Origin of the sequence: Burkholderia sp. BCC0397 (assembly GCF_902832865.1) — a bacterium.
Lineage (GTDB): Bacteria > Pseudomonadota > Gammaproteobacteria > Burkholderiales > Burkholderiaceae > Burkholderia.
This window is the reverse complement of sequence record NZ_CADFDL010000004.1, coordinates 271,835-284,280: the sequence shown is the minus strand read 5'-3', so window position 1 is coordinate 284,280 and position 12,446 is coordinate 271,835. Positions and strand designations below refer to the sequence as shown.

The window sequence follows — 12,446 nt, the reverse complement described above, 5'->3', positions numbered from 1 at the left end:
GGCGTCCGGCCTCGCGGACGCGGGCCGCCTGAGCGGCATATTAGCACCTGTTAAAATTCTGCGATCCCTGAAACGCGCGCTTAAAAAGCGCGCCGGCAGGCCGGCGTTTCCGGCCGCCACCAACGAAGCCTTCTACCAGCATGCTGCCAGCACACAAACAGACTCTCGAAGCCCTGCTCGCGGATAGCGTCAAGCAGGTCGCACACGCGCTGAAAGGCGCCGACGCGGCATTCGTCGCCCCGGCCATCACGCTGGAGCGCCCGAAGGTCGCCGCGCACGGCGACGTCGCGTGCAACGTCGCGATGCAGCTCGCGAAGCCGCTCGGCACGAACCCGCGCCAGCTCGCCGAGCAGATCGTCGCCGCACTCACCGCGCAGCCGGCCGCGCAAGGTCTCGTCGAAGCCGCCGAAATCGCCGGCCCCGGCTTCATCAACCTGCGCCTGTCGGCCGCCGCGAAACAGGCGGTGATCGCCGCCGTGTTCGACCAGGGCCGCGCGTTCGGCACGTCGGATCGCGAGAAAGGCAAGCAGGTGCTGCTCGAATTCGTGTCGGCCAACCCGACCGGCCCGCTGCACGTCGGCCACGGCCGCCAGGCCGCGCTCGGCGACGTGCTCGCGAACGTGATCGCGAGCCAGGGCTACGCGGTGCACCGCGAGTTCTACTACAACGACGCGGGCGTGCAGATCGGCAACCTGGCGATCTCGACGCAGGCGCGCGCCCGCGGCCTGAAGCCGGGCGACGCGGGCTGGCCGGAAGCCGCGTACAACGGCGAGTACATCGCCGACATCGCGCGCGACTACCTGAACGGCGAAACGGTCGCCGCATCGGACGGCGAGCCGGTCAAGGGCGCGGGCGACGTCGAGGATCTCGACGCGATCCGCAAGTTCGCGGTCACGTACCTGCGTCGCGAGCAGGACATGGACCTGCAGGCGTTCGGCGTGAAGTTCGACCAGTACTATCTCGAGTCGTCGCTGTACAGCGAAGGCCGCGTCGAGAAGACGGTCGACGCGCTGGTCAAGGCCGGCATGACCTACGAGCAGGACGGCGCGCTGTGGCTGCGCACGACCGACGAAGGCGACGACAAGGACCGCGTGATGCGCAAGTCGGACGGCACGTACACGTACTTCGTGCCGGACGTCGCCTACCACGTGACGAAGTGGGAGCGCGGCTTCACGAAGGTGATCAACATCCAGGGTTCGGACCACCACGGCACGATCGCGCGCGTGCGCGCCGGCCTGCAGGGGCTGCACGTCGGGATCCCGAAGGGCTATCCCGACTACGTGCTGCACAAGATGGTCACCGTGATGCGCGACGGCCAGGAAGTGAAGATCTCGAAGCGCGCGGGCAGCTACGTGACGGTGCGCGACCTGATCGAATGGTCGGGCGGCGCGGCGGCGGGCCAGGAAGCGGCCCCCGACCTGATCGACGAGGCGACCATCACGCGCGGCCGCGACGCGGTGCGTTTCTTCCTGATCTCGCGCAAGGCCGATACCGAGTTCGTGTTCGACATCGACCTCGCGCTGAAACAGAACGACGAGAACCCGGTCTATTACGTCCAGTACGCGCATGCGCGGATCTGCTCGGTGCTCAACGAACTGAAGTCGCGCTACAACGTCGACGTCGCGCAACTGCCGGGCGCTGACCTGTCGCAGCTGACCAGCGCACAAGCGGCATCGCTGATGCAGAAGCTGGCCGAGTACCCGGACATGCTCACGCACGCGGCGAACGAGCTGGCGCCGCACGCGGTCGCGTTCTACCTGCGCGATCTCGCTGGCGAATTCCACTCGTTCTACAATGCGGAGCGCGTGCTGGTCGACGACGAAGCGCCGCGCAATGCGCGCGCCGCGCTGCTCGCCGCGACCCGGCAGGTGCTGGAGAACGGTCTGGCGGTGCTCGGCGTATCCGCGCCCGCCAAGATGTAAGGATGTCAGCGCGGCCCCGAACCGGGCCGCGAATGGCCGCGGCAGCGCCCGCCGTCGGATTGCCGTCGTCGGATGCCCGTCGCCGGATGCCCGTCGCAGCCTTTTCACGATTCTTTTTGCAGGTAACTCAAGCAATGGCACAACCACGCCGAACTTCGAAGCAATCGAAACAAGCCGGAGGAACATTTCTTGGAATCGTGCTGGGCCTGATCGTCGGCCTCGCGATCGCCGTGGTGGTGGCGCTCTACATCACGCGTTCGCCGTCGCCGTTCGTGTCGAAGGTCGCGCCGCCGCCGGCCGACAACGGCGCGAGCCAGCCGCAGCAGTTCGACCCGAACCGTGCGCTGCAGGGCAAGACGCCCGGCCAGCCGGTGCCGCAGGCCGCCCAGCCCGCGCCGCCGAACACCGCGCCCGGCCAGGCCGCGAACCAGACCCAGGGCGGCGGCCTGCTGCCCGAGCCGCAGATCGTCGAAGTGCCGCCGTCGGGTAACACGAACGGCGCCACCGGCTCGAGCCCCCCCACCGCGTCGAACAATCCGTCGTCGGGCAACGGCGTCGCCGTCGCACCGAAGCCGGCCGACACCACGCCGCCGCCGAAGAAGACGCAACAGGCGCAGCAACAGCAGCAAGGCGGCGAGGACGACCTCGCGCGCTTCGCCGCGCAGAAGCAGGCGCAGCAGGCCGCCGCGCAAAAGCAGCAGCAACAGCAGCAGGCCGCGAACACGCCGAAGCCGACGTCGTCGGCCACGGCAGCAGCGGCAACAGCGAAGCCGCCGACCGCGAACGACGCGAACACCGGCTACTTCCTGCAGGTCGGTGCGTACAAGACGGAAGGCGATGCCGAGCAACAGCGTGCGCGCCTCGGCTTCCAGGGCTTCGAATCGAAGGTGTCGAAGCGCGACGTCAGCGGCGTGACCTATTTCCGCGTGCGCGTCGGCCCGTTCTCGAAATTCGAGGATATGAACTCGGCCCGTCAGCGCTTGTCCGATGCAGGTGTCGATACGGCGGTGATCCGTTTCACGAAGCAGTAAGCAGCCGGCCGCACCCACGCAGAACCCGTTACGTTTCGTAACCCGAGCAACTGATTCGACGTCCACAACATGAAAAAACTGCTTAGCACGCTCCTTCTGTCTCTCGGCCTGGTTGCCGGCCTGGCCCAGGCATCGCCCGCCGCGCCGGTGTCCGGCAAGGACTTCGAGGTGATGAAGTCGCCGCAGCCGGTGTCCGCGCCGGCCGGCAAGGTCGAGGTGATCGAGTTCTTCTGGTACGGCTGCCCGCACTGCTACGAATTCGAGCCGACGATCGAGGCCTGGGTGAAGAAACAGGGCAACAACATCGACTTCAAGCGCGTGCCGGTCGCATTCCGTGACGATTTCCTCCCGCACTCGAAGCTGTTCTACGCGGTGTCCGCGCTCGGCATCTCCGAGAAGGTCACGCCGGCGATCTTCAATGCGATCCACAAGCAGAAGAACTACCTGCTGACGCCGCAGGCGCAGGCCGACTTCCTGGCCACGCAGGGCGTCGACAAGAAGAAGTTCATGGACGCGTACAACTCGTTCAGCGTGCAGGGCGAGGTGAACCAGTCGGCCAAGCTGCTGAAGGACTACGCGATCGACGGCGTGCCGACGGTCGTCGTCCAGGGCAAGTACAAGACGGGCCCGGCTTACACGAACAGCATCCCGGGTACCGCCCAGGTGCTCGACTTCCTCGTGAAGCAGGTTCAGGACAAGAAGCTCTGATCCCCGCCCACGCGCCGGCATGACTACTCCGCTGAAGGTCTTCATCACCGGCGCGTCGAGCGGCCTCGGCCTCGCGATGGCCGAGGAATACGCCCGCCAGGGCGCCACGCTCGCGCTCGTCGCACGACGCACCGATGCACTCGATGCGTTCGCGCGGCGTTTCCCGAAGCTGTCCATCTCCGTCTATTCCGCCGACGTGCGCGACGCCGATGCGCTCGCGACGGCCGCCGCGTCGTTCATCGCCGCGCACGGCTGCCCCGACGTCGTGATCGCGAACGCGGGCATCAGCCAGGGCGCCGTCACGGGCCAAGGCGATCTCGCGGCGTTCCGCGACGTGATGGACATCAACTACTACGGGATGGTCGCGACGTTCGAGCCGTTCGTCGGCCCGATGACGGCCGCGCGCCACGGCACGCTGGTGGGCGTCGCGAGCGTCGCCGGCGTGCGCGGCCTGCCCGGCTCCGGCGCGTATAGCGCGTCGAAATCGGCCGCGATCAAGTATCTCGAATCGCTGCGCGTCGAGCTGCGCCCGGCCGGCGTCGGCGTCGTGACGATCGCGCCCGGCTACATTCGCACGCCGATGACCGCGCACAACCCGTACCGGATGCCGTTCCTGATGGACGCCGACCGCTTCGCCGCACGCGCGGCGCGCGCGATCGCAAAGCAGCACGCGTTCCGCGTGATTCCGTGGCAGATGGGCGTCGTCGCGAAGGTGCTGCACGTGCTGCCGCGCTGGCTGTACGACCGCCTGTTCGAAAAGGCACCGCGCAAGCCGAAGGCCGGCGCGCACTGAGTGCGTCGTGGATCCGGCGCGCGTCGCGCCGGATCGCTGTCAGGCCTCGGCCTGATCTGCATCGCCATACCGCGCGAATCCGCGCGGGTCTCTACCTTCGTGTCGCATCACGTACCGCGCACCGCTGCCGTGATCCTGTGCGTTCCGTCGCTCACACCGCGCCGCGCATTTCCGTCACGCGTTCGAAGCCGCCCACCCCGTCCCGCCCCCTCGCCTCCCGCGCCGCGCTCGCACTATGCGAACCGCCGCATCAACACCCGTTCCGTCGCTAACGCAGCCGTTTTTCGGTCAATTCGCCGCGTTCCGGCGCCTTTTTTCACGTGTCGCGCGCTTTGACGGTATGCTATTCGCCAGCCGCGCCGGCCCTGCCTGCTTCCGGGTCGCGCCTGCCTCCGTCACCAGCAAAAAACACAAGCCACGTGGGAGATCCTATGCACGTCAAGCTGTTCGCCGCGGCCGCCGCCGCCGCCGCCCTTGCCGCCCCCGGCCTCGCCGCCGCCAAGCCGCTCACCGTCTGCACGGAATCGAGCCCGGACGGCTTCGACGTCGTGCAGTACAACTCGCTCGTCACGACCAACGCATCGGCCGACGTGATCTTCAACACGCTCGTGTCCTACGACGAAGCCGCGAAGAAGGTCGTGCCCGCGCTCGCCGACAAATGGGAAGCCAGCGCCGACGGCCTCACGTACACGTTCCACCTGCGCCCGAACGTCGCGTTCCAGACCACCGACTATTTCAAGCCGGGCCGCACGCTCAATGCGGACGACGTCGTGTTCACGTTCACGCGGATGCTCGACGATGCGAATCCGTGGCACAAGGTGGCCGGCGCGAGCGGCTTCCCGCACGCGCAGTCGATGGGCCTCGTGAAGCTCGTGAAGTCGGTCACGAAGGTCGACGACAGCACGGTGAAGTTCGTGCTGAACGAATCGAACGCGACCTTCGTGCCGATCCTGACGATGGGCTTCGCGTCGATCTACTCGGCCGAATACGCGGACCAGTTGCTGAAGGCCGGCAAGCAGGCCGACCTGAACGCGAAGCCGGTCGGCACCGGCCCGTTCGTGCTGAAGAGCTATACGAAGGACGCGCTGATCCGCTACGACGCGAATCCGACGTACTGGGGCACGAAGCCGAAGGTCGACCGGCTGATCTATGCGATCACGCCCGACCCGTCGGTGCGCCTGCAAAAGGTGAAGGCCGGCGAATGCCAGATCGCGCTGTCGCCGAAGCCGCAGGACGTGCTCGCCGCGAAGGGCGAAAGCGCGCTGAAGGTCGTGCAGACGCCCGCATTCATGACCGCGTTCGTCGCGCTGAACACGCAGAAGAAGCCGCTCGACAACGACAAGGTGCGCGAGGCGCTGAATCTCGCGTTCGACCGCGCGACCTACCTGAAGGTCGTGTTCGACAACACGGCGACGGCCGCGAACAACCCGTATCCGCCGAACACGTGGAGCTACGCGAAGGACGTCGCGCCGTATGCGTATGACCCGGCGAAGGCGAAGCAGCTGCTCGCGCAGGCCGGCTTCCCGAACGGCTTCTCGACGACCATCTGGACGCGCCCGACCGGCAGCGTGCTGAACCCGAACCCGAAGGTCGGCGCGGAACTGCTGCAGGCCGACCTCGCGAAGATCGGCGTGAAGGCCGAAGTCAAGGTGATCGAATGGGGCGAGCTGATCAAGCAGGCGAAGCTCGGCCAGCATGACATGCTGTTCATGGGCTGGGCCGGCGACAACGGCGATCCGGACAACTACCTGTCGCCGCTGTTCAGCTGCAACGCGGTGAAGTCGGGCATCAACTTCGCGCGCTTCTGCGACGCGCAGCTCGACAAGCTGATCGCCGACGGCAAGTCGACCGCCGATCAGGCCAAGCGCGCGAAGCTGTATGAAAGCGCGCAGAAGATCATCCACGATCAGGCGCCGTGGATCCCGCTTGGCTACCCGACCGCGGCCGCGCTCACGCGCACGAACGTGAGCGGCTATCACGTGAGTCCGTTCGGGCGGCAGAATTTCACGACGGTCGCCGTGCAGTAACCGTGCGTGGCGCGCAAGCGACGGCGTGCACGCCGCTCGCTTGCGGCCCGCGCGCCGCGCTTGCTACACTGCGCGCCTATTCCTCCTACCGGACGCCAGCCAAAGTGAACAACTAAGCCTTCCCGAAATGTTTTCGCCGCCCGTGCCACGTACGCTGCGCGCGAAGGTCTTCACGCATTTTTGGAGGTGCTTATGGCTGCAGCCACGCCCACCGGCGCGCTCGTCGCGCTTCATCACGTTTCCTTCCGCTTCGACGACGGCGTCACGCTGTTCGATTCGCTCGACCTGTCCATCGACCGCACGCCGACCGGCATCGTCGGCCGCAACGGCGTCGGCAAGAGCCTGCTCGCGCAACTGATCGCGGGCCGCCGCGCGCCCAGCGCGGGCATGATCGAGCGGCATACGCACGTCGTCTACGTCGCGCAACAGCAAGATCACGACGATGCGGCCGCCGCCCCGCGGAGCGTCGCGCAGATCGCCGCGCTCGATGCGCCGCTCGGCGCGCTCGCGCGTCTCGCGGACGGCCGCGCCGAGCCGCACGACTTTGACCTGATCGGCGATCGCTGGGATCTCGCGGAGCGGCTGCGCACGGCGCTCGACGCGGCCGGCCTGCACGACGTCCACGCCGACACGCCCGCGCACGCACTGAGCGGCGGCCAGCTCGCGCGCGTCGCGCTGACCGGCGCACTGCTGTCCGGCGCCGGCCTGCTCGTGCTCGACGAACCGACCAACCATCTCGACGCACCGGGCCGCGCGTGGCTGCGCACGGCGCTCGACGGCTGGCGCGGCGGGGTCGTCATCGTGAGCCACGACCGTGCGCTGCTCGCCGGCGTGCAACGAATCGTCGAGCTGACGCCGCACGGCGCGCGCTCGTACGGCGGCAACTACGCGCTCTACCGCGCGCAGCGCGACGCGGAGCAGGAAGCCGCGCACGCGGCGCTCGACCATGCGCGCACCGAGCGCGGCCGCGTGCGGCGCAGGCTCGAACAGGAACACGACACGATCCAGCGCCACGCGGCCGCGTCGCTGCGCGACGCGAAGACGGCCAACCTGTCGTCGATGGCGCGCCAGAACCGCAAGGGCGCCGCGCGCGCCATCATGGGGACGGTCCGACGTCATCAGAGCGACTTCAAGGCGACGCTCGACGAGCGCGTGCAGGAAGCGGCCGCGCGCGTCGAGGCCGACGCACCCGTGCTGGTGTCGCTGCCGGGCACGGAGGTCAGCGCGCGCCGCCAGCTGTTCACGCTCGAACGCGCGCACCTTCCATGGCGCGTCGCGGGCGACACCGACGCGATCACTTGGTCGGCGAGCGGCGCCGTGCGCATCGCGCTGACGGGCCCGAACGGCTGCGGCAAGTCGACGTTGCTGAGGATGCTCGCGGGCGAGCTCACGCCGCGCTCAGGTACCTGCACGACGCACGTGAGCGCCGCGTATCTCGACCAGCGGCTCGCGCTGCTGGACCCGGAGCGCTCGATCGTCGAGCAGTTGGGCCTGCTCGATACGCCGCTCGCCGAAGGCGACCTGCGCAGCCGTCTCGCGCTGCTGCAACTCGACGCGACGCGTGCGACGCAACCGGCGCGGCAACTGAGCGGCGGCGAACGGCTGAAGGCCGCGCTCGCATGCGCGTTGTGGCGCGGCACGCCCGCGCAACTGCTGCTGCTCGACGAGCCGACCAATCACCTCGATCTCGAATCGGTGCGCGCGATCGAAGCGGCGCTGGCCGGCTTCCCGGGCGCGATCGTGGTCGCGTCGCACGACGCCACGTTTCTCGCGGCGCTCGAACCGACGCACACGATGCAATGGCAGCGCGACGGATGGCGTTACGAACCCGTCGTGTAACGACGATGAAGCGCGCTCAGTCGGCGGTGCGGAACCGCAGCACCCCGTCGTCCCCCTGCTCCCGCACGAGTTCGCCCGCGAGCCACAGCAGGTTCAGGTGCGCGAGCGCCTCGCCGAGCGCGAACGTCATCTGGTGGATGTCGAGCTCGCGGCGGCGGAACATGATCGGCACGATATCGGCCGCGCTCATCGGCTGCTCCGCGCACGCGACGCGCACTTCGGCCAGACGCGCATCGTGGTGTTCGCGCAGTTGCGCGATGCGCGTGCGCACGCCGCGGAACGGCTTGCCGTGCGACGGCAGCACGAGCGTGTCGGGCGCCATGGTCTCGTAGCGGCCGAGCGATTCGAGGTACAGCGCGAGCGGGTTCGCTTCCGGTTCGAGGTCGAACACCGACACGTTCGTCGAGATGCGCGGCAGCACCATGTCGCCGGAAATCAGCACGCCGTCCGCTTCGCTGTGGAGCGCGCAATGTTCAGGCGAATGGCCGAAGCCGGTGACCACGCGCCACGTACGCGCGCCGATCGTCACCGCGTCGCCTTCGCGCAGGCGCCGGTAGCGCGGCGGCACGGCAGGCACGAGGTCCGCGTAATAGCTGCGGCGGTTGCGCAGCTTGTCGAGCGCGGCCGGATCGGTCAGCCCGTGGCGCGCGAAGTGATCGGCGGCGGCCGCGCCGCCCGCGTTCGAACCGTTGCCGGCCGCCATCAGGCAGCCGAACAGGTATTCGCCGAGCGTCATCCACAGCCGCACGTTCCAGCGGCCTTTGTCGCCGCCTTCGCACAGCCAGTTCGCGAGGCCGAAGTGATCGGGGTGGCAATGCGTGACGAGTACGCGCAGCACGGGCAGGCCGTCGAGCTGCGTGTCGAAGATCTGCTCCCAGTGCGTGCGGATCGCATCCGACGCGATCCCGCAATCGACGACCGTCCAGCCGGCCTGCCCGTCGATCTCGTCGCGCAGCAGCCAGAGATTGATGTGATCGAGCGAGAACGGCAGCGGCATGCGCAGCCAGCGCACGCCGGGCGCGACCTCGAACGTGTCGCCCGCAGCGGGCAGCGTATCGGCGAAGGGGTAGTCGAGTTGGTGTTCCAGGGCATTCATCGGTGGGGCGTCTCGTCGTTATCGGTGCGAATGCGCGCCGGCGACAGGCGCGGCGGGCGGTGCGTCGATTCTATCGCCGTCGCGAAAAACGCGTGCCCGGCGAGCGCCGGGCGGCCCAAAAAAGTTCGTGTCAGAATCGGTTCTATACCCGTATCTTTACGCGAAGATGCACTGAACGGCGCCCAACGGCGATCAACACGCCGATTGGCGATCGTTCGCACATCACCTCAAAAGTCATTGAAACGCCGACTTGGGCGCTAAAATGGCGGGTGCTTACAGCCCCTTCCGAACGAGCCTGCACGCGATGAATCACTTCCCCAAACTGCTGTCGTCGCAGATCGGTTTCGACGTCGCGCAGACGATGCTCGAATACTTCGATCGCCATTACCGGATCTTCCGCGAAGCGGCGGTCGACGCGAAGACGCTGTTCGAGCGCGGCGACTGGCACGGGCTGCAGCGGCTCGCGCGCGAGCGGATCACGTCGTACGACGATCGCGTGAAGGAATGCGTCGAGGTGCTGGAAGACGAATACGACGCGGAGAACATCGACGACGAAGTGTGGCAGCAGATCAAGCTGCACTACATCGGGCTGCTCACGTCGCACCGCCAGCCCGAGTGCGCGGAAACCTTCTTCAATTCGGTGTGCTGCAAGATCCTGCACCGCTCGTATTTCAGCAACGATTTCATCTTCGTGCGCCCGGCGATCTCGACCGAGTATCTGGAAAACGACGAGCCAGCCGCGAAGCCGACCTACCGCGCGTACTATCCGGGCACCGACGGGCTCGCGGTCACGCTCGAGCGCATCGTCACGAACTTCCAGCTCGAGCCCCCGTTCGAGGATCTCACGCGCGACATCGGCTGCGTGATGCAGGCGATCGACGACGAATTCGGCCACTTCGACGAAGCGCCGAATTTCCAGATCCACGTGCTGTCGTCGCTGTTCTTCCGCAACAAGAGCGCGTACATCGTCGGCCGCATCATCAACGCCGACCGCGTGCTGCCGTTCGCGGTGCCGATCCGCCACGTGCGCCCGGGCCTGCTCGCGCTCGATACCGTGCTGCTGCGCCGCGACCTGCTGCAGATCATCTTCAGCTTCTCGCATTCGTACTTCCTCGTCGACATGGGCGTGCCGTCCGCGTACGTGGATTTCCTCTGCACGATCATGCCGGGCAAGCCGAAGGCCGAGATCTACACGTCGGTCGGGCTGCAGAAGCAGGGCAAGAACCTGTTCTACCGCGACCTGCTGCACCATCTGTCGCATTCGAGCGACCGCTTCATCATCGCGCCCGGGATCAAGGGCCTCGTGATGCTCGTGTTCACGCTGCCGTCGTTCCCGTACGTGTTCAAGATCATCAAGGATCAGTTCCCGCCGCCGAAGGAAACGACGCGCGCGCAGATCATGGAGAAGTACCAGCTCGTGAAGCGCCACGACCGCCTCGGGCGGATGGCCGACACGCTCGAGTATTCGAGCGTCGGGCTGCCGCTCGCGCGGCTCGATCACGCGCTCGTGCGCGAACTCGAGAAGGAAGTGCCGTCGCTGCTCGAATACGAGGACGACAAGCTCGTGATCAAGCACCTGTACATCGAGCGCCGGATGACGCCGCTGAACCTGTACCTGCAGAACGGCAGCGACGCGGACGTCGAGCACGGCGTGAAGGAATACGGCAACGCGGTGAAGGAGCTGATGAAGGCCAACATCTTCCCCGGCGACATGCTGTACAAGAACTTCGGCGTCACGCGCCACGGCCGCGTCGTGTTCTACGACTACGACGAGATCGAGTACCTGACCGACTGCAACGTGCGGCGCGTGCCGCCGCCGCGCAACGAGGAAGACGAGATGTCCGGCGAACCGTGGTATACCGTCGGCCCGCACGACATCTTTCCGGAAACCTACGGGCCGTTCCTGCTCGGCGACCCGCGCGTGCGCGGCGTGTTCATGAAGCATCACGCGGACTTTTTCGATCCCGCGCTGTGGCAGGCGAGCAAGGACAAGCTGCTGCAGGGCGAATTGCCCGATTTTTATCCGTACGACGCAGCGCTGCGTTTTTGCGTGCGCTACCCCGCGCGCTTCGGCGCGACGGGCCGGAACGACGGCGGAGGCGACGCGCAGCGCGCCGCCTGACGCCGGCAACACCGAATTCCATATCGACCCGATTTCCGCCAACGGAATCCACACCGATGACTACCCAAGACAATCCGCTTTCACATCTGTTCGACAACAACGATGCCTGGGTCAAGCGCCAGCTCGCCGACGATCCCGATTTCTTCGCACGGCTCGCCGACCAGCAGGCGCCGGAATATCTGTGGATCGGCTGCTCGGATTCGCGCGTGCCGGCGAACCAGATCATCGGCCTGCCGCCGGGCGAAGTGTTCGTGCACCGCAACATCGCGAACGTCGTCGTGCACAGCGACCTGAACTGCCTGTCGGTGATCCAGTTCGCGGTCGACATCCTGCGCGTGAAGCACATCATGGTCGTCGGCCACTACGGCTGCTCGGGCGTGAACGCAGCGCTGCACAACCGCCGTGTCGGCCTCGCGGACAACTGGCTGCATCACGTGCAGGACGTGCGCGAGCGCCATGCGGCGCTGCTCGACGAATGGCCGGTCGGCGAAGCGCGGTATCGGCGCCTGATCGAGCTGAATTCGATCGAACAGGTCGTCAACGTGTGCCGCACGACGATTGTCAACGACGCGTGGGCGCGCGGCCAGTCGCTGACCGTGCACGGGCTCGTGTACGGCGTGCACGACGGCCGGATGCGCAACCTCGGGATGTCCGTGTCGAACTTCGACGCGCTCGACGCAACCTACAGGCGCTGCGTGGCGGCGCTGACCGCACGCGGCCAGCATGCGCCCGACAACGACATGGTCGCGGCGGATGCCGCGCAACTCGACGGCGTCGCGCAGGCGGTCGCCGCCACGCTGAAGCCGTGCGACGACGCGCAGTAACCGGCGTCGATGCAATGCCGACGCGGCGCGCGCGCCGCGCGGCATCCGGCGGGACGCGCACCATGCCCGTGGCCGCGCCGCCCA

At 67.3% G+C, this 12,446-nt stretch carries 9 protein-coding genes; 8 read left to right on the top strand and 1 reads right to left on the bottom strand.

Going from position 1 to position 12,446, the window contains the following annotated elements; all coding sequences use genetic code 11:
• The first annotated feature begins 140 nt into the window (after window positions 1-140).
• From argS to HWX03_RS15390, 6 genes are all read left to right on the top strand, one after another.
• A complete protein-coding gene (gene argS, locus HWX03_RS15415; RefSeq protein WP_175871779.1) occupies window positions 141-1,922 on the top strand; it encodes an arginine--tRNA ligase in 1,782 nt (593 codons plus the stop codon).
• Window positions 1,923-2,056: 134 nt separating this feature from the next.
• Window positions 2,057-2,953 (top strand): SPOR domain-containing protein, encoded by an 897-nt coding sequence (locus tag HWX03_RS15410; RefSeq protein ID WP_175871778.1) that lies wholly within the window; start codon window positions 2,057-2,059, stop codon window positions 2,951-2,953.
• A 69-nt stretch (window positions 2,954-3,022) separates the two neighbouring features.
• Window positions 3,023-3,661, top strand: coding sequence for a thiol:disulfide interchange protein DsbA/DsbL (locus HWX03_RS15405; protein WP_174431741.1), 639 nt, complete (start codon window positions 3,023-3,025; stop codon window positions 3,659-3,661).
• Window positions 3,662-3,680: 19 nt separating this feature from the next.
• Entirely contained in the window at window positions 3,681-4,454 is a 774-nt protein-coding gene (locus tag HWX03_RS15400; protein ID WP_174389888.1) for an SDR family oxidoreductase, read from the top strand.
• Between the two features lie 431 nt (window positions 4,455-4,885).
• Window positions 4,886-6,481 (top strand): ABC transporter substrate-binding protein, encoded by a 1,596-nt coding sequence (locus HWX03_RS15395; protein WP_175871777.1) that lies wholly within the window; start codon window positions 4,886-4,888, stop codon window positions 6,479-6,481.
• Window positions 6,482-6,673: 192 nt separating this feature from the next.
• The gene (locus HWX03_RS15390) at window positions 6,674-8,320 is read left to right on the top strand and encodes an ABC-F family ATP-binding cassette domain-containing protein (protein ID WP_175871776.1); all 1,647 of its coding nucleotides are present in this window, start codon (window positions 6,674-6,676) and stop codon (window positions 8,318-8,320) included.
• 16 nt (window positions 8,321-8,336) lie between these two features.
• Here HWX03_RS15390 and HWX03_RS15385 read toward each other — a convergent pair whose 3' ends face one another.
• Window positions 8,337-9,416: an MBL fold metallo-hydrolase gene (locus tag HWX03_RS15385; protein WP_175871775.1), complete on the bottom strand. Its 1,080-nt coding sequence runs from the start codon at window positions 9,414-9,416 to the stop codon at window positions 8,337-8,339.
• 304 nt (window positions 9,417-9,720) lie between these two features.
• Here HWX03_RS15385 and aceK point away from each other — a divergent pair, with 304 nt between their 5' ends.
• Both aceK and can read left to right on the top strand, forming a co-directional pair.
• The gene (gene aceK / locus HWX03_RS15380) at window positions 9,721-11,538 is read left to right on the top strand and encodes a bifunctional isocitrate dehydrogenase kinase/phosphatase (protein ID WP_175822874.1); all 1,818 of its coding nucleotides are present in this window, start codon (window positions 9,721-9,723) and stop codon (window positions 11,536-11,538) included.
• Between the two features lie 56 nt (window positions 11,539-11,594).
• On the top strand, window positions 11,595-12,362 hold the full coding sequence (gene can / locus HWX03_RS15375; protein WP_124464809.1) for a carbonate dehydratase: 768 nt from the start codon (window positions 11,595-11,597) through the stop codon (window positions 12,360-12,362).
• Window positions 12,363-12,446: the final 84 nt, after the last annotated feature.

Bases quoted from the DNA above. Each gene is read 5' to 3' on its own strand.
- HWX03_RS15385 (WP_175871775.1), bottom strand. From the start codon at position 9,416: ATGAATGCCCTGGAACACCAACTCGACTACCCCTTCGCCGATACGCTG.
- can (WP_124464809.1), top strand. From the start codon at position 11,595: ATGACTACCCAAGACAATCCGCTTTCACATCTGTTCGACAACAACGAT.
- HWX03_RS15405 (WP_174431741.1), top strand. From the start codon at position 3,023: ATGAAAAAACTGCTTAGCACGCTCCTTCTGTCTCTCGGCCTGGTTGCC.
- aceK (WP_175822874.1), top strand. From the start codon at position 9,721: ATGAATCACTTCCCCAAACTGCTGTCGTCGCAGATCGGTTTCGACGTC.
- argS (WP_175871779.1), top strand. From the start codon at position 141: ATGCTGCCAGCACACAAACAGACTCTCGAAGCCCTGCTCGCGGATAGC.
- HWX03_RS15410 (WP_175871778.1), top strand. From the start codon at position 2,057: ATGGCACAACCACGCCGAACTTCGAAGCAATCGAAACAAGCCGGAGGA.
- HWX03_RS15395 (WP_175871777.1), top strand. From the start codon at position 4,886: ATGCACGTCAAGCTGTTCGCCGCGGCCGCCGCCGCCGCCGCCCTTGCC.
- HWX03_RS15390 (WP_175871776.1), top strand. From the start codon at position 6,674: ATGGCTGCAGCCACGCCCACCGGCGCGCTCGTCGCGCTTCATCACGTT.
- HWX03_RS15400 (WP_174389888.1), top strand. From the start codon at position 3,681: ATGACTACTCCGCTGAAGGTCTTCATCACCGGCGCGTCGAGCGGCCTC.